Annotated in this window: 14 protein-coding genes; 13 read left to right on the top strand and 1 reads right to left on the bottom strand. The window is 29.2% G+C overall.

Annotated features, from left to right (window positions below):
- The first annotated feature begins 517 nt into the window (after positions 1-517).
- Positions 518-985, top strand: coding sequence for a hypothetical protein (locus WJW32_RS04030; RefSeq protein ID WP_340255349.1), 468 nt, complete (start codon positions 518-520; stop codon positions 983-985).
- Between the two features lie 25 nt (positions 986-1,010).
- On the opposite strand, the gene WJW32_RS04035 is transcribed toward WJW32_RS04030, so the two are convergent.
- Positions 1,011-1,730, bottom strand: a complete 720-nt coding sequence (locus tag WJW32_RS04035) for a copper amine oxidase N-terminal domain-containing protein (RefSeq protein ID WP_340255352.1) — start codon at positions 1,728-1,730, stop codon at positions 1,011-1,013.
- 447 nt (positions 1,731-2,177) lie between these two features.
- Between WJW32_RS04035 and WJW32_RS04040 the strand changes: the two genes are divergently transcribed.
- From WJW32_RS04040 to WJW32_RS04095, 12 genes are all read left to right on the top strand, one after another.
- Positions 2,178-3,530 carry a S41 family peptidase gene (locus WJW32_RS04040; RefSeq protein WP_340255468.1) on the top strand — a complete coding sequence of 451 codons (1,353 nt, stop codon included), beginning with the start codon at positions 2,178-2,180 and terminating at the stop codon, positions 3,528-3,530.
- A gap of 163 nt (positions 3,531-3,693) precedes the next feature.
- Positions 3,694-5,289, top strand: a complete 1,596-nt coding sequence (locus tag WJW32_RS04045; RefSeq protein ID WP_340255356.1) for a CTP synthase — start codon at positions 3,694-3,696, stop codon at positions 5,287-5,289.
- Positions 5,290-6,076: 787 nt separating this feature from the next.
- Positions 6,077-9,646 (top strand): S-layer homology domain-containing protein, encoded by a 3,570-nt coding sequence (locus WJW32_RS04050; protein ID WP_340255359.1) that lies wholly within the window; start codon positions 6,077-6,079, stop codon positions 9,644-9,646.
- Between the two features lie 76 nt (positions 9,647-9,722).
- Complete coding sequence (locus tag WJW32_RS04055; protein WP_340255362.1) at positions 9,723-10,358, top strand: tetratricopeptide repeat protein; 636 nt, start codon at positions 9,723-9,725, stop codon at positions 10,356-10,358.
- Between the two features lie 210 nt (positions 10,359-10,568).
- Positions 10,569-13,835 (top strand): preprotein translocase subunit SecA, encoded by a 3,267-nt coding sequence (gene secA / locus WJW32_RS04060; protein ID WP_340255365.1) that lies wholly within the window; start codon positions 10,569-10,571, stop codon positions 13,833-13,835.
- 20 nt (positions 13,836-13,855) lie between these two features.
- Entirely contained in the window at positions 13,856-14,518 is a 663-nt protein-coding gene (locus WJW32_RS04065) for a DUF6042 family protein (protein ID WP_340255368.1), read from the top strand.
- Positions 14,519-14,656: 138 nt separating this feature from the next.
- The gene (locus WJW32_RS04070) at positions 14,657-16,768 is read left to right on the top strand and encodes an O-antigen ligase family protein (protein ID WP_340255371.1); all 2,112 of its coding nucleotides are present in this window, start codon (positions 14,657-14,659) and stop codon (positions 16,766-16,768) included.
- A 198-nt stretch (positions 16,769-16,966) separates the two neighbouring features.
- Positions 16,967-17,836: a glucose-1-phosphate thymidylyltransferase RfbA gene (gene rfbA, locus WJW32_RS04075; protein WP_340255374.1), complete on the top strand. Its 870-nt coding sequence runs from the start codon at positions 16,967-16,969 to the stop codon at positions 17,834-17,836.
- A gap of 12 nt (positions 17,837-17,848) precedes the next feature.
- Positions 17,849-18,424, top strand: coding sequence for a dTDP-4-dehydrorhamnose 3,5-epimerase (rfbC, locus tag WJW32_RS04080; protein WP_340255377.1), 576 nt, complete (start codon positions 17,849-17,851; stop codon positions 18,422-18,424).
- A complete protein-coding gene (gene rfbB, locus WJW32_RS04085) occupies positions 18,425-19,480 on the top strand; it encodes a dTDP-glucose 4,6-dehydratase (RefSeq protein WP_340255380.1) in 1,056 nt (351 codons plus the stop codon).
- Between the two features lie 61 nt (positions 19,481-19,541).
- Entirely contained in the window at positions 19,542-20,354 is an 813-nt protein-coding gene (locus WJW32_RS04090) for an ABC transporter permease (RefSeq protein ID WP_340255383.1), read from the top strand.
- A 14-nt stretch (positions 20,355-20,368) separates the two neighbouring features.
- A complete protein-coding gene (locus WJW32_RS04095; RefSeq protein ID WP_340255386.1) occupies positions 20,369-21,670 on the top strand; it encodes an ABC transporter ATP-binding protein in 1,302 nt (433 codons plus the stop codon).
- Positions 21,671-21,720: the final 50 nt, after the last annotated feature.

Here is a 21,720-nt window from a genome sequence, read left to right on the forward strand (position 1 = left end):
ATTTTATTACTCATTTCATCTCCCACCGTCCTTTTTTTCATTATACATAAAATACCCTATAGAATGGACTTTTTTTAAGTGTCCACTCTATAGGGTACAGTATATACCGTGAACGTATTAAATATTTTTTATAACGAATAGGAAATTATATTCCTCTTCAAATTGTGGATAAATATAAATTCCGTTATGAGTTTCAAAAAAGTCTACATTTAAAATCTTTAGAATAAAGACTTTTTTATAAAACTAAGCATTACGTCTTATTGAATATCCTAAAAGTTCTAAACTCCCGTTGGTCAGACAACGAACTTTTTTAACGGATATTCAAACGACGTAACGCAAGTTTTATTTAAAAACATTTAAATCATTCACTAACATTTTGATAAGCCTTATTTTTAAGTTGTAGCACTTATAGTTTGTGGGGATAGGTAAAAAATACAAGGGATATTTAACCAATATTTATATCTGGATATATATGCTATAATTATAGTATTAGATTTCGTATGACAGGAGGCATAGTATGGAAGAAAAAATATTACATTTACTTAGTAAGATGAATGATGATTTCAATAAAAGGTTCGATCAGATTGATCAAAGGTTTGATAAATTGGAAACTAAGGTAGACAAGTTAGATGAGAGAGTAGGAAATCTAGAGATTAAAGTAGAAAGTATTGAAGTTAAGGCAGACACATTAGATAAGAAATTATGTAAATTAGAGATTGTCACTGAGAAAATAGCGAGTAATGTAAAATTATCGTTAGAAGGACTTCAAAACAATAGAGAAGTTGGTGGCAAAAATATAGAAAAAGCTGTAACCAATTTAAAAGAGGAAACGGATATAATTAAAGTGGCTGTTAAGAATACTAATAAAAAAATAGACAAGCTTCAAAGTAATGTGGATATGATAAGTATGGATACGGCTAATAATAGAATAAATATAATGGAACTTAAATACAATAAAAGATATGCACATTCTAAAAAAATATAAAAAGCTGCTCAATTGAGCAGCTTTTTTAATCTTCATATTCGTCGTAGTCTTTTTCTAGTTTTCTATCACTGTAGTCATATTCATATTCACCACATGTATCCTTATCTTCATCATAAACTGTAATTTCAATATCTTCTCTGAATTCATCTCTTATTTTATCGCATACGGTATCTTCTATGAAATCTCTAAAGCGAGAAGGTTCACGTCTACTCCAAGCACTACTAGTTCTATCAAAATCTCCAGTCATCTTAACCTTGATATCTCCATTAGATCGCTGTGACAAATCATATTTAAACTTTAGAGTTTCACGTCCTTTAGTGTATCTATCGTAATCGTCATTTAGTTTATCTTCTAAGTCTTCTAAATCTTTGTCATCATCGTCATCATCATCTTTTTTAAGTCTGTCAATCTCAGCGTCCTTAGCTTTAAGTTGATTCTTTAGCATTTCTATTTCTGAAGAACTGTTAGTATATCCTAAACTTGAATCATCGTGCATATAAACAGTATTATTTCTATCATCCCAAGCTACGTTAACTCCAAGGCTTTCTGATACGTCTCTTAAAGGAACGTATACAGTACCGCCGTATATGAAAGGCTCGTTTGAGAAGTTAAGTGTTTTTCCGTTTAAGGATACTTTTATGTTTGAGAAATAAGCTGTTATTGATCTAGAGTATCCGCTTGCGAATGCTAGTGAGCTACATACTAGTGTTAGTATGAATGTTAAGCATATAATTCTTTTTTTCATTTCTTTACCTCCTTTTGAAATTAGTATATATATAGGATATCGTAAAACTGTGCTATAATAAAAGGGTATTTTGAATTATTTTACATAAAAACATCAGGAAAATATTGGTGGTATTTTTAGCCTGGTAGTTTAGCGTAAAATTATGGTCATTAAAATATCGCTACTTAGTTGATTTTTTCATAGAACTAATAAATTGTGTCTTATAAAATATCCTAAAACTTCTGAAACTCCCTACGGTCAGACACAGAAGTTTTTTGATGTATATTTCAATGTCACAATCTAAGCTTAATAGAAAAATATTAACAGAAAAGTAGCTAACATTTTAATAACCATAATTTTGGTTTAGTGGTTAAGTGAAAAACGGTACTTATTGAAAGTATTCTATTTAGTTAACTGTTATTTGTTAAATTTTTTATAAAAATAGAAGAGGGTGAGAATTTGAAAAGAATGGGTAGATTTTTATGTAGTGTAGTAACTGTAATGGTTTTAATTACTAACATTGCTTTTGCTGATGATTTTGTTAAGAATGAGGAATTTTTTAATGCTGTTAAGAAGTATGTAAATAATAATTATGCTGGGGAAATTACTGATGATGAGCTTTATGATGGTGCTATTAAGGGGATGTTTGAGAAGTTAGATAAGCATAGTATGTATATGGACAAGGAGACTAAAGAGAGTTTTAGTCAATCTGTTAGTGGAAAGATGTTTGGTATAGGTGCTTTGATAAATGCTAAAGATGGTAAGCTTAAGATTGTAGAACCTATAGAAGATTCTCCTGCTGAAAAGGCTGGTCTTATGCCTGGAGATATTATAGTTGCTATAGAAGGTGAAAGACTTGGAGAAATTAAAGATATTAGAGAAGTTATAAACAAGATAAAGGGAGATAAGGGAACTAATGTAAATCTTATTATATCTAGAGGTGGCAAAGAATTTAAAGTAGATATAAAAAGAGATGAAATAAAGATAAAATCTGTTAAGTATAGAGTAATAGAAGGAGATATTGGTTATATTAAGATATCTCAGTTTACAACTAATGTAGCAGATGAAGTGCAAGTTGCTGTTGATGAACTTAAGAAACAAGGCATTAAGAAGGCTGTTCTTGATTTAAGAGGAAATCCAGGAGGAAGTTTATCTGCTGTTGTTGAAGTATCTAAGCACTTTGTGCCAAAGGGTAAGGTTGTTATAGTACGTGATGCAAAAGATAAGGTTATCAACCATTATTCTAAAGGTGAAGTTGCATTTGATAAATTGACTGTTCTAGTAGATGAGAATTCAGCATCAGCATCTGAGTTATTATCTGGAGCTATACAGGATACGAAGTCTGGAACTTTAATAGGTAAGACTACATATGGTAAGGGAACTGTTCAAACTGTTCTTCCTTTAAAGAATGGAGAGGGCATCAAACTTACAATAGCAAAATACTATCTTCCTTCTGATAGAAGTATAGATGGTACTGGTGTTACTCCTGATATAGATTGTGATAGATTCGATATAGATGTTGAGAAGCTTATGGAGCTTAATAAAGATATGAAGCTTTCTAAAGGAAATGCAGGATTTGAGGTGTTGGCGGTTCAAGAAAGACTTGGTGCCATGGGATATGATATAAGTGATCCTAAGGGAATATATCAAGATTCTACATTTAAGGCTATAGAGAAGTTCCAAGGAGATAATGGACTTTATGCATATGGAGTGGCAGATGTGACAACTCTAAATAAGATAAATGAAGAATTTGTAAAATATATGACTTCTGATAAAATGGACAAACAATTAAAAAAATCTATTGAAATATTAAATAAGTGATGATACAATAGAATAGTTATTTTAAAAAAGAAAATTTAAAAGCCTGACCCTAAGAGGGTGGTTTCTAATAGATGGTAGGTCGCCCTTTTCCTAGGGCGACCTACCCCTTTTTTAAGGAAAAATTGAAATTTAAATAAATATATATAATACAAGGAGGAACATAATGGCAACTAAGTATGTATTCGTAACTGGTGGAGTTGTATCTTCATTAGGAAAAGGAATAACAGCAGCTTCACTTGGAAGACTTTTAAAATCTAGAGGACTTAATGTAACAATTCAAAAGTTCGACCCTTATATCAATATAGACCCAGGAACTATGTCACCTTACCAACATGGAGAGGTATTCGTAACTGAAGATGGAGCAGAGACAGATCTTGATCTTGGACATTATGAAAGATTCGTAGATATCAACTTAGGAAAGCACTCAAGTGTTACAACAGGAAAGATATACTGGTCAGTTCTTAATAAGGAAAGAAGAGGAGATTATCTTGGAGCTACAGTTCAAGTTATACCTCACATAACTAATGCAATTAAAGATAGAGCATATAAAGTAGGAAAAGAATCAAATGTAGATGTAGTTATAACTGAAATCGGAGGAACTGTAGGAGATATAGAGTCTCTACCATTCCTTGAAGCTATAAGACAGGTTAAGTATGATGCAGGTGAAGAGAATGTTATGTATATCCACGTAACATTAATACCTTATCTTGCTAAATCAGGAGAGTTAAAGACTAAGCCTACACAACATTCAGTTAAAGAGCTTAGAAGTATAGGTATTCAACCAGATCTATTAGTATGTAGATCAGAAAGACCTATATCAGAAGATATGAAGGAAAAGATAGGATTATTCTGTAATGTAAAGCCAGATCATGTTATCCAGAACTTAGATGCAGAGACTTTATACAGCATTCCTTTAATGCTTAAAGAAGAAGGTCTTGATCAATTAGTAGTAGACAAGCTTAAGCTTGATGCTAAAGATTATGATCTTACTAAGTGGATTGAAATAGTTGAGAAAGAAAAACAACTTCAAAAGACAGTTAAGATAGCTTTAGTAGGTAAGTATGTAGAGCTTCAAGATGCATATATATCTGTAGCTGAATCTTTAAAGCATGCTGGAATACACAATGATGCTAAGATTGATATAGATTGGATCAATGCTGAAGATGTAACTAATGAAAATGCAGCTGAGATACTTAAGGATGCTGATGGAGTATTAGTTCCAGGAGGATTCGGAGATAGAGGAGTAGAAGGAAAGATTGCTGCTGCTAAGTACGCTAGAGAGAACAAAGTTCCTTTCTTTGGAATATGTCTTGGAATGCAATTATCAGTAGTAGACTTTGCAAGAAACGTTGCAGGTTTAGATGGAGCTCATTCTTCAGAGCTTGATCCAGAGACTAAATATCCAGTTATAGCTTTAATGGAAGATCAAGAGGGTATTGAAGATATGGGTGGAACAATGAGACTTGGAGTTTATCCATGTAAGATATACAAAGATACTAAAGCTTATGAAGCTTATGGAGAAGAGTTAATATATGAAAGACATAGACATAGATTCGAGTTCAATAATGAGTACAAAGAGTTATTAACTAAAGCAGGACTTATAATTTCAGGAATATCTCCAGATGAGAGATTAGTTGAAATAATAGAGCACAAAGATCACCCTTGGTTCGTTGCTGGACAGTTCCATCCAGAATTCAAATCAAGACCAACAAGACCACATCCATTATTTAGAGAATTTATAAAGGCTGCTGCAAAGTAGAGATAAGCAAGAGCGATAATAATAGAAATTAATTTCTATTATTATCGCTCTTTTTTTATGGATTAAATTTTTGGGAGTGGTTGAGTGAAAAATGAATGGTATCAAAATACCGCTCGTATGTTAAATCCTTTTAATAAAATTCGCTTACGCTCATGGCGCCAACGAATTCTAATGAATTCCGTTGCTTAAATACTAATCATTACATCGTATTGAATATCCTAAACGTTCTAAACTCCCTTACGGTTAGACAACGAACTTTTTTAACGGATATTCAAACGTTGTAATACTAGTTTTATGCAAAAGTATTTAAATCACTCACTAATATTTTAATACCATTTATTTTTTTAGATTAGTGGTTAGTATTTGAATTCAATTTGACTAAAAGATAAAAAGAGTAAAACAATACAATTGGAAAATAGATAAATAAAATATGATAAATTTACCAAGGAACAAATATCCTTAAAACTAGTAATTGCAACCTATAGAAGAAAAATATAACAAATATATTACAGAACAGCTCTATTTTGTAATATATTTGTAATGGATTTTTTTCATGAATTAACATATAATTACTCTTGTAAGGATACAAGAAAAATTATCCATGTAAATTATAGTCAAACTTTTATAATGTTACAAGAAAGTTGATATTTATTACAAAAACATTACAAAGTAGCTTTACTTGTTGACTGGTAAATTTTACAGTGGTATAATTTTCATGAATAATAAAGTAAAACCATTTTATATAATAAATGGTGATTTACATAAATTAAGGGAGGAATATAAGAATATGAAGAATACTAAAAAAGTTCTTTCAGTTGCATTAGCTGGTGCTTTAGCATTCGGATCTATGGGTTCTGCATTTGCTGCTGGAACAATAACTGAAGGTATAGATAACAAAGATATGGTTAAAGCTGTTGAGAGATTATCAGCATTTGGAATAGTAAATGGTATGGAAGATGGAAAATACCATGCAGAAATGGAATTAACAAGAGCTCAATTCTCTAAAATGTTAGTTGAAGCTTTAGGATTAAAAGAAGCTGCAGTAGCTGCTCAAGGTATTAGACCTGACTTTAACGATGTTGATGCATCTTGCCAATGGGCTTGGGGATACATAAACGTAGCTTCAGGACAAAACTTAATCAAAGGTATGGGTGCTAAAAACTTCGCTCCAAATGATAAAGTAACTTATGCTCAAGCATTAACAATGCTTGTTAGATCTTTAGGATACAAAGATGAGTTCTTAAAAGGAACTTGGCCAGGAAACTACATCGCTAAAGCTAACGATGAAGATATAACTGATGATGTTAAATTAAATAGTGGAGCAGTAAACAGAGGAGATGCTGCTGTATTATTAGACAACACTTTAGATGCTCAAATTATAAAAGCAAGCTCTTTCAGCGAAGATTACTTCGATACAAATGATAATGCAATCAGATATGAAAAGGGTAAAACTTTATTAGAAGAAAAATTACAAATAGATAAGTACAAAGAAGCTTATATAACTGCAGTTCCAAGAGTAAGCTCTGGATTAGGTAAGAATGAAATAGAAATAAAATATGAAGCAGACACTAATAAAGAAGTAACTAAGAGACTAGATGTTAAAGCGGATTTAGATCTTGGTAACTATATAGGAGAAAACTTAACTGTATATGTTAACGATGATGACGAAGTATTCTATGTAGAAAAAGAAGAAAAGCAATTCAAAGTATATTACGATATCGTAGGTGGAGCAACTGAGAAGGATGGAATAAACCTTGTTAAGGCTGATGATGATTACGATTTCGCTAAGGATGCTAAGATATACTTAGATAACGATTCAAGATCTGAAAAACAATTCATAGAAGATATGAAATCAGAAAATCAAGTATTTGCTAAGGTAGTTCTTGATAAAGATGGTAAAGTTGCTGTAGTAGATGCTTATACTGATAACAAGGTAAAAGCAGGAGTGGTTACTAAAGTAGATACAGATAAAGAAGTTTTATCTTTCTTTGAAGAAAGTGAAGCTACAGATTCTGTTAACTTAAAGGATGATCCAGATAAGTACTACGTGTACAATAACTCTGGAGAAAAAATGGAGTTAAAAGATATTAAAGCAAACGATGTTGTATATATTACAGAAGCTACTAACCAAACTACTAAAGACAAAGAATGGTATGTATATGTAGTAAGAGAAACTGTTGAAGGTGAATTCAATGATTATAAAGTAGCTGGAGACGATGAAAAAGTTAAAATAGGAGACAAAGAATATAAGTTAGGATATGTTAAAACTATATCGTTAAACAACAATGGAGATATAGATAGAGTAGATGATGATTTATTAGCAGATGCTTCTGATTCATCTGAGAAAGTGTTAGCTATATTCGATGCAGCTGGTAAGATAAGACATATAACAACTGCTGCTAAAGTTAACTCAGGATTATACGGTATAGTAACTAGAGTTGATGATGGATTAGCTAATAGAGTTAAGTTATTCAATAACGAAGGTAAAGAAGTAGTATACGATGTAGATATGACTGAAAGTGAATTTACTACAGCATTCGGATCAACTAATCAAAATAACAAAGCGTTTATGATTGAATATGGTGTAAATAAAGATGGAGAATTAGAAGATGTAGTTGTATTAGGTAACATAGATAAAACTACAAAAGCTATAACTTATACTTCTGATGCTCAAATGAATGATATGTCAGGTGCTGATGTATATGATGCTATAGGAAGATCTTCTTTAGCTAAAGATAAGAATAACAAAGTAACTGTTGATGATAAAGTTGTAGCATTTAACTTATCTGATTATGTAAATACTTTAGATTCTGATGACATAGAAGTATTAACTTGGGAGAAGGTATTAGACCAAGAAGAAACTACAGAATTAGATTATATATATAGACATGAAGATGGAGACACTAATAAGAGAGTTGACGCTGTATTCTTCACTAAAGGATTAGATCCAGTAGGTGATGATATAATAGCAGGATATGTTATAGATAACTATAAAAAAGGTTCTGACGATTACATCAAGGTTGCTTTATTTGATGGAGAAGTTAAGACTTACAAGCTAGACCTTAAGAGTTCTTCAGATAAAAACTTATTAGAAGATGAGAAGGTTGCTTTATTTAAGTTAGATTCTGATGGAGAAGTTAAAGAAGCTTTAACAAGCGGAAAAGATAGCGATTACACTTATGAAGTTAAATCTAACTTAAAAGTTACAAGCAAAGATGGAAGCTACATCACTGTAGCTGGAAAAGAATACAAAGTAAATAGTAAAGCTGTTATCTACAAAGAGGATGACAAAAAAGGATTATTCGATGTTAAGAAAAATGAGTATATAAATATAGCTCTTAGAGATAATGAAGTAGTAGCTATTGAAATATTGGGAGATAATGCATCAGATGTAACAGATGGAGAAATTAAAGATGCTAAAACTATAGAGGTTGTTGCAAATGATGGATCTTATATAATAATAGATGCAGTTAAATATCCAGTTCCTACTTCTATGAAAACTGCAATAGCACAATTAAAAGTTAATGATAAGATAGCTTTTAAATCTACTGCAGCAGATAAAGAGATATACCAAGTAACTGGATTAGAATTAAATAAAGATGTTACTGCTTCTGTTACAGGATATGACTTCAACGATTTAACTGTTTATGGAAATGTTTTAGTAAATGCTGAAGATACTACTAATACTCATAAAACAGTTGTTGAGGACTTAAATGTAGAAGGAAACTTAACTGTATCATCTGAAGTTACTAAAGACTTCGGAATGGATGATGTAAAAGTTACAGGAACTACTATAATAAATGGTGGAGATGACCAAACTGTTGTATTAAACAGCTGTAACTTAAAAAATGTAGAAGTTAACAAGAGAGAAGTAGGAGTTGTATTACAAGGCGGAACTACTGCTAAGGAAGTTGTTGTAAATACAAATGCTAAAATAGATGCAGGATCTACTACTGTTAAGGTAATAGTTAAAGCATCAGGTGCTTCAGTTACAGGAACTAATGTTACAGTTGAAAAAGATGGAGCTAAATTAGTTAAGCCTGAGTTAACAGGTGCTGAGTTAGCTGTATCAGAAAAGACTTATATAGTAAGAGTTGAAGCTGATAAAGCAATCGAAATCAATGATGCAACAGGACACGGTAATGTAGTAGTTACTGGTAATACAGTTGATGAAGTTAAAGTAGCTAACAATGGATTAAACATAGAATTTGCTAATCCTAAGTCTATGGCGGATATAGCTGTAACAGTAGAAGCTAAAACTGTAAATACTGAAGGAGCTAAAAGCTTAACTAATGATGTAAAAACATATAAATTCACTTACAATGAAACATCTAAAAAATGGGAAATAAAAAAATAAGAAGCTAAATAAATAATATAAAAAAATGAGGTATATTTATACCTCATTTTTTTAATGAATTAAAAGGAGGATATGTATGAAAAAGGTATTATTATTCATACTATTAATAACGATAAGCGTATCTTTAATAGGTTGTTCGTCTGAAAAAGAAACTAAAGATACATCAAATCAAAACTACGATAAAGCAACTATACTTATCAATGAGCAAAAATATGATGAAGCAAAAACTATTATTGAACAAGCTATGAAAAAAGATAAGGACAATGGTAAATATGATAACTTATTAGGTTATATATACTTACAACAGCAGGATTATGAAAAATCTCTTTCTTACTATGAAAGTTCAATTAAAAAATCTCCAGAACTAGTTGACTCATATAACAATATAGCGGGTATAAAGATGATGAAAGAAAAATATGATGAAGCATTAACTTTTATAGATAAAGGATTAGAAGCTGATTCTAAAAATGATATGCTTCTTTATAAAAAAGGACAGATTTTATTTACTAAACAAAAATATGAAGAAAGCATAAAAGCTTTAGAAACTATAACTAATTTGGATAAATACTATGATGCATATAGATTCATAGGATTTGGTTCTCTTAACCTAAAGAATAATGAAAAAGCTAAAGAAGTCTTTAATAAATATATAGAAAAAGCTCCAGATGGAGAAGAGAAAGAACAAATAAAACAGCTTTTAAATCAAATATAAGATATAGTTATTTCAATAAAAAGTCCCGATATTGTCAAAAAAACGATACGGGGCTTGTTTTTTCTTTTATATTCCAAATTTTTCGATGAAAAAATGCTAAATATTTGATATACTATATAAGAATGTATTAAAGTAAGAAAATTAATTTTATATAATAATGAAAAAATCGTATTTACGGATAAATATATATTTTACCTAGGAGGAAACAAAATGGATTTTTTAAACAGTTTTATAAATCCTCATGAAGCTAAATTAAAAAAACTGCAAAAAAGAGTTGATAAAATACTAGCTTTTGAAGATACAATGACTAATCTTTCAGATGAAGAATTAAAATTAAAAACAGAGGAATTTAAAGAAAGATTACAAAATGGTCAAACTTTGGACAATATACTAGAAGAGGCTTTTGCAGTAGTTAGAGAAGCATCTTTTAGAGTTCTTGGAATGAAACACTTTCCTGTTCAGCTAATAGGAGGAATGGTTCTTCATGAAGGGAATATTGCTCAGATGAAGACAGGTGAAGGGAAAACACTAGTGTCAACACTTCCTACATATCTTAACGCTTTAACGGAAGATGGAGTATTCGTTATAACTGCAAATGATTACCTTGCATCTAGAGATAAAGAAGAGATGGGAAGAGTACATGAATTTTTAGGTCTTTCTGTAGGTATTACAAGACGTGAAATGGCTCTACCGCAGAAAAAGGATGCTTATAATTGCGATGTAATATATGGAACAAATAGTGAATTCGGATTTGATTATTTAAGAGATAACATGGTAACAACAAAGGAGAATGTTATCCAAAGAAAGTTAAATTATGCTATAATTGATGAAGTTGACTCTATACTTATAGATGAAGCGAGAACACCGCTTATAATTTCGGGACAAGGTACTAGACCCTCCCAATATTACATAACAGTAGATAAATTCGTTAAATCATTAGAAGATGATGACTATGAAGTAGATATTGAAAAGCACACTGTAAATCTTACAGATGCGGGAATGGATAAGGTAGAAAGAATATTTGGACTTGATACTATAGCTGATGTAAGAAATACAGAGCTTCTTCATCATATAAGACAAAGCCTTAATGCGAATTATATAATGAAAAAAGATCAAGATTATGTAGTAAAAGATGAACAAATATTGATTGTTGATAAATTCACAGGAAGATTAATGCCTGGAAGAACCTTTGGTGGAGGGCTTCATCAAGCCATTGAGGCAAAAGAAGGAGTAGAAGTTCAAAAAGAGTCTAGAAATTTAGCTACTGTAACTTATCAAAATTATTTTAGAATGTTCAATAAAATATCTGGAATGACAGGAACTGCTTATACTGAAAGAGAAGAGTTTAAGGATATATATGGAATAGAGGTTGTATGTGTTCCTACTAATAAACCAATTCAAAGAATAGATAATGCAGACTTATTATTCAAAACAAAAGAAGCTAAATTTAAAGCTATAGTAAATGAAGTTGAAAAAAGATATAAAAAAGAACAGCCAGTACTTATTGGTACTATATACATAGATGATTCAGAAAAGTTAAGTGAGATGCTTGATGAAAGAAATATAAAGCATAATTTACTTAATGCAAAGCAAGATAAAGATGAAGCGGGTATTATATCACAAGCAGGTCAAAAGGGAGCTATAACTATAGCTACTAATATGGCGGGGCGTGGTACAGATATAAAGCTTGGAGAAGGAGTAGCTGAAGTTGGAGGTCTGTTTGTACTAGGAACAGAAAAACATGATTCAAGAAGGATTGATGATCAGCTTAGAGGGCGTTCAGGACGTCAAGGAGACCCAGGAGAAAGTAAGTTCTATGCATCATTAGAAGATAGCATGTTTGAAAAAATAGATAAAGTGCATTTAGAAAGAGTTAAAAAAATAGTTGATAAATTCAACTTAGAAGATGATGAAGCTATAGAAGATAAATTAGTAGTAAAATCAATAGCGGGAATACAACAAAGTGTAGAAAATGTTAATTATAATATTAGAAAAAATACTCTTAAATTTGATGAGATTTTAAATAAACAAAGAGAAACAATATATAATGAAAGAAACAAAATATTAAACGGAGAAGATATGAGTGACTTTATAAAAATAATAATACAAGAGGTTGCTGATAAAATTGTTGATATACATACATCTAATTCTCCTTATCCAGAAGAATGGGATTTAGTTTCTTTTCAAGAAGATTTAAATGAAAAACTATATTTTGATAATAAGATAAACTTAAAAGATTTAAGTTTAGATGAAATAGAAAATCTAGATAAGGAAGAACTTAAAGAACAAGTGCGAAATGAAGCTCTTGAAATATATAGACAAAAAGAAGAAAACATAGAAACTGAGCAGTTGAGATACATAGAAAGACTTACATTGATGAAGACAATAGACCAAAAATGGGTTGATTACTTAGATATAGTTGAACAGATAAGACAAGGAATCGGATTCCATCATGTAGGTAAAGCAGATCCTGTAAGAGTTTTTAATGATGAAGCTTTTAGGCTTTTTGATGATATGCTTAGTGAAGTAAAAGAATTAACTATAAAATCATTATTTGTACTTGGAGGATTTAACTTTAAGGAAGCAGCTGAAAAAGCAGAAGAAGAAAAAGATAAAGCAGAAAAAGTATTAGAACTTGAAGATAAATATAAATTAAATAGAGAACATTTGCCTAAAATACCTAAAAATACTCCTAAACTAGCATTTAATGTTGATATTAATGCAAATGAGGAAATAAAAGTACAAACAGATCTGTATTATATGGAAGAAGGATATGAGAAGAAGTTAGAAGGTTATGAGAACGAATTAACTGTTAAAGGAGCATTTAAGGTAGAATTCAACAAACAAAATGATAAAGATTGGGATTTAGGATGGTATCAAATTAAAGTTCTTGTATTAGGGCAAGAAGCAAGTGTTATAAACTTTTTAATAGTAGAGCAAGAAAATACACCAAATACTAATATTCAAGATGTTAGATTTTTCTCTGAAAAATTAGAAAGCATAAATTTTGATTTTAAATTAGCTAATTTCGACAAAAACACTGTAAAGGTTAATTTAAGACATAAACAAAATGATTTAGGAACATTTGATGCACCTGTTCAAGATGGAAATGTAAAAATAAATATAAAAAGACCATCTGATGGATGGATAAAAGATTTATACAGTCTTATAGTACTTACTGATAAAAATAATATAATAATACCTTTTGTAATAGGAGAAGAATTTAGAGAAAATGAAAATATATCTATAAGTTTTTCACTAAACATTCCTGAAGGAGCAGAGGTTGTTTTAAATGGGAAAATTACTTGTTTAAATGAAGAAGAAATCGTAGCTAATGTACCTATTAAAATAAATAGATCTGGAAACTTTAATGTTAACTTTGATAGAAATGACATGAGCTGGAAGCAAGGAATGTATAAATTTGAATTATTATCTAGCAATGAAGTTATATTAGTCAAGCACTTTTTAGTAAAGTAGCAATATAGGAGGGAAAATTAATGAATGCTATAAAGATACCAAGACAGATACAAGACTACCTTTGGTTCAGGTATTTACCAGAAACAACTTACAAAACTTATGTTATGGTAGGATATTTGCAACAACAAAAGTTAAAAGGAGAAGAAGCTAGTAAAAAGCTTTTAACTACTGATTTTGAAATAGAAACAGAAGTAGGACCTATGAGAGAGCAAAAAGAGATAGCATTAAATAAATTAGGTCAAAAATATCCAGAAAACAGAATGGAAGATATAAAGATTCTTTTAGACTACAGACTTATAAACGTAGCAAAAGACCAAAATGAAAATTTAATATATCTACATAATACACCTCTTCCAAGACCAGAAGAAGTACTTAATTTAGATGAAGAAGAAAAAGAGATTCTTGAAAAAATAAAATTTGAATACAAACATCAAAATGTGTTTAATCAATTATTAACATTACTTTTAAATAGTAATGGTAATATGTTAACTACACTTGATAATATACATTCAGTAATTAAAGTAAAACATTCTGATATTAAAGAAGTAATAAATTACTTAATAGAAGAAGGGTCAATAAAAATAAAATCAGATAAAGAAGCAATGCAGCTTAGAAAAAATGATAAATTATACTTAAGCATTGTAAAAGAAGTATTTGAAGAAAAAAGATTTGTAATAAGTTAATAAATTGTAAAGTCCCATATTATTTATATTAATTTAAAATAATATGGGGCTTTTACTTACAGATTGTAAAATGTGGGAGTTGTTTTTGTTTATTTTCTATAGAATAGAAGTAGACTGCAAGGAAAGGAGTTACAATTAATGATAGCTGAAGAAAGTAAAAAAAGTATAGGAATAGATATTGGAATAATATTATTAGGAATAGTGCTGTTTTTTACGCCTTTTTTTAGAGGGCTTTACTTTGAAAAAGAAATGTATAGGGTAATTACAGCTTTATCTGTAGTGTTTTCTTTTATTGTAATAAAAAATATTAAATCTAAAGAAAAAATAAATATACATTCTTTAATGCAGTACTTTGGAATTGCTTTTGTATTTACATATTTAATTAATTTTCCTTTTGCAATAAACAAAAGTATTGCTGTTTATGAAGTTATAAAAAATGTAACATACATTATATTATTTATGATAATAAGTAATATAATAAAAAATGATAAACAAATAAGTTTTTTAAATTGGATTTTTATTTTAAGTGGAGTAGTAGTTTCGATTATAGGATTTGGATCTTCATTTGGAACATTTTCATATAAAGGAGCTTTTGAAGCTGGAATGATAAATTCAACATTTCAGTACCACAATACATTCGGAGCTTATATGCTTGGAGTTTTAGTTTTATCTATTGGAGAAATATCAGAAAGTAAATCTTTTAAAAACTATATATTAAGTGGAATATCATATATTTTATTTATTGGATTGATTTTCTCTTACTCAAGGGGAGCATGGTTATTACTTCCTTTAGCAGCTTTAATTATGTTTATATTATTAGATAATATAGGGTTAAAAAGAGTAAGTATAGCTACAATTAGTATTATCTTAGGATTTGGAGTATCTTTTTCTAATGTATACAAAGCTGTTAATTCTAATCTAAGTAGTGGATGGACATTTATAATAGTAGGATTTTTAGTTTCGGTTATAGTATCATTAATATTAGATAAATCATCTGAAAAACTACCTAATATAAACATTAAAAAGAAGTACATAGCAATAACAATAATAGGAGTAACAGTAGTGCTTGGAGGATTATTTTTAAGTGGTACACTTACAAAGTATCTACCAGAATCTGTGTCACAGAGATTAACAAGTATAAATTTAAAAACATTTACAGTAGTAGAGAGAAATGTATTTTATAAAGATGCTCTTAAGGTAGTAAAAGATTATTTTATAATAGGAACTGGTGGAGGAGGATGGGAAGCTTTATATCCTCAATATCAAACTTACGAGTATACAACAACACAAACTCATAACTACTTAATGCAAGTTTTTGTTGAAGTTGGAATATTAGGATTGATATTTCTTATAGGATTATATTTATCAACACTATACTCAAGCTTTAATATAATTAGAAACTCAAAAGATAATAGAACTATAGGTGTAATAACAGCAGTTATTGTACTTGTAATTCATACATTTATAGATTTTGATATGTCTTTAAGTTCATACGCATTATTAATATGGGCACTTTTAGGAATAATAGCTTCTAAAGATAAAGAGATTGAATCTAAGTTTAATGTTAAACTAATTAATACCAACCCTTTAATAGCTGGAGTTCTAAGTATAATAGTATTAATAACTTCAGGTATGTTTAATATGGGTACTTTGAATTATAACAAAGGTTTAAAAGAATATAAAAGTGAAAACTACGAAGAAACAATAACGTATTTTGAAAAAGCTTCAAAATACAAACCTTTTGAAGTAGACTATAAGCTTGATTTATCAAGTGTTCAAAATTATGTAGGATTATCTGAGAATAAAGATGAATTAGTTCAAAAATCAAAAGAAAATATGGATAAGTTATTAGAAATTAATGAAAGAGATTTACAAACACTAGTTAATGCAACAAGATTTTATCTACAATATGGAGATATAGATAAAGGAATAGAACTAACAGATAAATCTGTACAGTATTATCCATTAAGAGATGATGCATATACACATTATATAAATGTTTACTATACTTTAGGAACTAATTTTGTTAATAAAGATAGAGCTAAAGCAAAAGAATATCTTGAGAAGATAGTAGAGATGGACAAAAATATAATACAATTAAATCAAGAGTTAGATAATAGAAAAAATACATTATTAAAAGATGTACAGGATGTACCAGAAAGTTATGTTAATGATAGATTCAAAATAAATATAAGCGAAAAGTCAACTAATCAAATAAATCAATCTAAGATATTATTAAATTCTCTATAAAAATTATTATATTGTAAGACTATATAAAGCTGTTAGATCATAAATCTGACAGCTTTTATAATTTTATAACAAATAACATTGAAGAATGTTGTAATTTTATATACAATATAAGTTGGATAGCTATTAATGAATATATTAGTAAAATAAATTACTTATGAATTATAATTATATGAAAGTATACAAACTTAGGAGGATTTTATGAAAGGGATAGTATTAGCAGGAGGGTCTGGCACAAGACTTTATCCTATAACTAAATCAATATCAAAACAGTTATTACCTATATATGATAAGCCAATGATATATTACCCTATATCTGTACTTATGCTTGCAGGTATCAAGGAAATACTTATAATATCAACACCTAGAGACTTACCTATGTATAAAGAACTTTTAGGAGATGGAAGTGACTTAGGAATATCATTTGAATATAAGGTTCAGGAAAAGCCGAATGGTTTAGCAGAGGCATTTATAATAGGAGAAGACTTCATAGGAGATGAGAGTGTAGCCTTAGTTTTAGGAGACAATATATTCTATGGACAAAGCTTTAGTGAAATACTTAAAAGAGCATCATCTTTAAAAGATGGAGCTATTATATTTGGATATTATGTTAAGAACCCAACAGCATTTGGGGTTGTAGATTTTGATGATAAAGGAAATGTATTGTCTATAGAAGAAAAACCGGACAAGCCTAAGTCAAATTATGCAGTGCCAGGTCTATATTTTTATGACAACGATGTTATTGAAATAGCCAAGACTGTTAAGCCGTCTGACAGAGGAGAGGTTGAAATAACTAGTGTAAATAATGAATATCTAAAAAGAAAGAACCTTAAAGTAGAATTATTCGGTAGAGGAATGGCTTGGCTTGATACGGGAACACATAGTGGGCTTTTAGAAGCTAGTAATTTTGTAGAGGCAGTTCAAAAAAGACAAGGTCTATACATAGCATGTCTTGAAGAAATAGCTTACAGAATGGGATATATAGATGAAAATAAGTTATTAGAGCTTTGTAAACCGCTTTTAAAAACAGACTACGGTAAGTATTTAGAAGATATAGCTAATGGAATATAAAGAGGTGAAATTATGGGGAATTTTAAATTTATAAAAACAAGTATAGAAGATTTATATATTATAGAACCCAAAGTATTTGGAGATAATAGAGGATACTTTATGGAGACGTACAATAAGAAGGATTTCAATGAAGAAGGACTTTATATGGAATTTGTACAAGACAATGAATCTAAATCTTCCAAAGGAGTTTTAAGAGGACTTCATTTTCAGACTAAGCATACACAAGGAAAACTAGTTAGAGCAACTAAGGGTGAGGTTTTCGATGTGGCAGTAGATCTAAGAAAAAACTCTCCTACTTATGGAAAGTGGGAAGGTGTAATTCTGAGTGAAGAAAATAAAAGACAGTTTTATGTTCCGGAAGGATTTGCACATGGATTCTTAGTTTTATCAGATGAAGCTGTGTTCAATTATAAATGTACAGATTACTATGCTCCAGAATACGATGGTGGAGTACTTTGGAATGATCCAGATATAAATATAGAGTGGCCTTTAGATGGAATTGATAAGATTCTTCTTTCTGAAAAAGATAAGAAACAACCATTGTTTAAAGATTTAAATTTACCATTTGAGTATAAAGGAGATAAGTAGATGAAGAATATATTAGTTACAGGTGGAGCCGGTTTTATAGGTTCTAATTTTGTTAGATATATGATTGATAAATACGATAGTTATAGAATAGTTAATCTAGATTTGCTTACTTATGCAGGTAATTTAGAAAATCTAAAAGGAATAGAAGAAAATAAGAATTATAGATTTATAAAAGGATCTATAACTGATAAAGAATTAATCAAAAATATATTCGAAGAAGAAAATATAGATTGTGTAATAAATTTTGCAGCAGAATCTCATGTAGATAGAAGTATAGAAGATCCAGAAGTATTTGTTAAAACTAATGTATTAGGAACTCAAATACTTCTGGATATAGCAAAGAATAATTGGATTACAGGAAAAGATGAATTGGGATATCCTATGTATAAAGAAGGTGTTAAATATCTTCAAGTTTCTACAGATGAAGTATATGGAGCATTAGGAAAGGATGGTATGTTTACAGAGATAACACCTTTATCACCAAATAGTCCATATTCATCATCAAAAGCATCGGCAGACATGATAGTTAGAGCATACAGTGAAACATTTAAATTACCAATTAATATAACTAGATGTTCAAATAACTATGGCCCATATCAATTCCCAGAGAAGTTAATACCGCTTATGATAGCTAATTGCTTGAATGAAAAAGATTTACCTGTATATGGAGATGGAATGCAGATAAGAGATTGGCTTCATGTTAAAGATCACTGCGGAGCTATAGATACAGTTCTTCATAAAGGGAAATTAGGAGAAGTTTATAATGTAGGTGGAAACAATGAAAAAGCAAATATAGAAATAGTTAAAATTATAATAGAGACACTTGGAAAATCAGAAGAATTAATTAAATATGTACAAGACAGACTAGGACATGATAGAAGATATGCAATAGATAATACAAAGATTACGACTGAACTTGGTTGGGAACCTGAGTATACTTTTGAAGAAGGAATTAAAGAAACTATTCAGTGGTATTTAGATAATACAGATTGGTGGGAAAATATAATTTCTGGAGAATACATGGAGTATTATGAAAAAATGTATGGAAATAGATAGCTTTTAAATGTGAGAAATAAGAACATTAGCTATGATGTTTTTTAAAGGAGCGGAATTAATAGTGTTAAATAAATTAAAAGAATTTATATGTTTTTTAAAAGATATATTATTAAGTAGAAGATTGATTTTTGAACTATCTAAAAATGATTTTAAAGTAAAATATGCGGGATCATATTTAGGTATAATATGGGCATTTGTTCAACCAATTATAACAATTCTTGTATTCTGGTTTGTTTTTCAAGTTGGATTTAAATCAGCACCAGTGCAAGACTTTCCTTTTATACTATGGTTAATTTGTGGTATGGTGCCATGGTTCTTTTTTTCAGAAGCTCTTAACAATGCAACCGGTTCTTTAATAGCGTATAGTTACTTAGTTAAAAAGGTTGTTTTTAGAGTAAGTATACTTCCTATAGTTAAAATAATATCTTCTTTATTTGTACATATATTTTTTATTGTATTTATATTTATAATGTTTTTTCTATATGGATATGAACCTAGCATATATAATATTCAAGTTGTATACTATTCTTTTGCAATGACAGTATTGCTTTTGGGATTATCTTGGATAACTTCATCAATAATAGTATTCTTAAAGGATACTAGTGAAATTGTTGCTATAATTCTTCAATTTGGATTTTGGTTAACTCCTATATTTTGGTCTTATAAAACGCTACCAATAAAATATGCTAAGATATTCAAGTTAAATCCTATGTATTACATAGTTGAAGGATATAGAGATACATTTATTAATCATGTTTGGTTTTGGGAAAGATATAATCAAACTTTTTATTTTTGGGTAGTAACATTTATATTATTTATGTGTGGTGCTTTATTGTTTAGAAAATTAAGACCTCACTTCTCTGATGTTTTATAATAGGGAGGAAAAATATGAGCGATAGAGTTGTTAAATTTAAGAATGTTTCTAAAGTATATAAATTATATGAGAAACCAATAGATAGGCTTAAAGAGTCATTAAGTTTAATTAGAAAAAAATATCATAAAGACTTTTATGCATTAAATAATATCTCTTTTGAAATAGAAAAAGGAGAGACAATAGGAATAATAGGAACAAATGGGTCAGGGAAATCTACTTTATTGAAAATATTAACAGGAGTATTAACTCAAACTCAAGGAAATGTAGATGTAAAAGGTAAAGTATCTGCTTTACTTGAATTAGGAACAGGCTTTAATGTTGAATATTCTGGAATAGAAAATATTTATCTAAATGGAACCTTGATGGGACTCACAAAAGAAGAAATAGATAAAAAAAAGGATTTTATAATAAAATTTGCAGATATAGGAGATTTCATATATCAGCCAGTAAAGAATTATTCTAGTGGGATGTTTGTTAGGCTAGCTTTTGCAGTTCAAGCTTCAATGGATCCTGAAATATTAATAGTAGATGAAGCTTTAGCTGTAGGGGATGCTGCTTTTTCATTAAAATGTATGAATTATATGAGAAAACTTATAAAAAGTGGAGTAACTGTTATTTTTGTTACACATGATATACAAACCATTAGGAGTTTTTGTAATAAAGTTATATGGATTGAAAAGGGAAAATTAAAATCTATAGGAAATCCATATGATGTTACATCCGAATATACACGCTATTTATTTAGCAAAAACGAAAATAATGATGATGATAACTATAATCAAAATACCCAAATAGATCAAAATACAATCTACAAAGATAATTTTAAGTATGATAAAAAAAATGATATTAAGTACGAAACTTTTGAATCTTCCACTAGATGGGGAAATGAAGATATTCAAATAATGGGTATGAAACTAATGAATAATAAAAATATTGAAACTGATGTACTAGAATGGGGAGAAGAAATAACTATAATTTTTAAAATTAGAGCGATGAAAACAATAAATTCTTTTAATATAGGATGTGGCTTTAGTTTTAGAAATAAAAATGCTTTAGATATAATTACATCTACAACTATAGAAGAAGGAAAAAGAATAGGTCCTTTAAAAAAAGATGAAGAGGTATATATAGAATTTAATTTAAAGAATATTTTATGTCCAGGAGAATATTCTTTAATTTTAGCTGTGGAAGATAGACATGATTCAGAACCTATGTATTATGATTATATAGAAAATGCAAGGGTTTTTAAAGTTGTATCACAAAAAAAAGTTTTTTCTTTGGTTAATATTGACATTGATCAAAAAATATTCAAATGATTAAGATTATCATAATAAAGATAATATTTTTTAGGATAGAGGGATATGAA

The sequence above is a fragment of the Tepidibacter sp. Z1-5 genome, from assembly GCF_037844525.1.
Lineage (GTDB): Bacteria > Bacillota > Clostridia > Peptostreptococcales > Peptostreptococcaceae > Tepidibacter_A.

Excerpts from the sequence above, each read along its gene's own strand:
- WJW32_RS04030 (WP_340255349.1), top strand. The coding sequence starts at position 518 with ATGGAAGAAAAAATATTACATTTACTTAGTAAGATGAATGATGATTTC.
- WJW32_RS04035 (WP_340255352.1), bottom strand. The coding sequence starts at position 1,730 with ATGAAAAAAAGAATTATATGCTTAACATTCATACTAACACTAGTATGT.
- WJW32_RS04040 (WP_340255468.1), top strand. The coding sequence starts at position 2,178 with ATGGGTAGATTTTTATGTAGTGTAGTAACTGTAATGGTTTTAATTACT.
- WJW32_RS04045 (WP_340255356.1), top strand. The coding sequence starts at position 3,694 with ATGGCAACTAAGTATGTATTCGTAACTGGTGGAGTTGTATCTTCATTA.
- WJW32_RS04050 (WP_340255359.1), top strand. The coding sequence starts at position 6,077 with ATGAAGAATACTAAAAAAGTTCTTTCAGTTGCATTAGCTGGTGCTTTA.
- WJW32_RS04055 (WP_340255362.1), top strand. The coding sequence starts at position 9,723 with ATGAAAAAGGTATTATTATTCATACTATTAATAACGATAAGCGTATCT.
- secA (WP_340255365.1), top strand. The coding sequence starts at position 10,569 with ATGGATTTTTTAAACAGTTTTATAAATCCTCATGAAGCTAAATTAAAA.
- WJW32_RS04065 (WP_340255368.1), top strand. The coding sequence starts at position 13,856 with ATGAATGCTATAAAGATACCAAGACAGATACAAGACTACCTTTGGTTC.
- WJW32_RS04070 (WP_340255371.1), top strand. The coding sequence starts at position 14,657 with ATGATAGCTGAAGAAAGTAAAAAAAGTATAGGAATAGATATTGGAATA.
- rfbA (WP_340255374.1), top strand. The coding sequence starts at position 16,967 with ATGAAAGGGATAGTATTAGCAGGAGGGTCTGGCACAAGACTTTATCCT.
- rfbC (WP_340255377.1), top strand. The coding sequence starts at position 17,849 with ATGGGGAATTTTAAATTTATAAAAACAAGTATAGAAGATTTATATATT.
- rfbB (WP_340255380.1), top strand. The coding sequence starts at position 18,425 with ATGAAGAATATATTAGTTACAGGTGGAGCCGGTTTTATAGGTTCTAAT.
- WJW32_RS04095 (WP_340255386.1), top strand. The coding sequence starts at position 20,369 with ATGAGCGATAGAGTTGTTAAATTTAAGAATGTTTCTAAAGTATATAAA.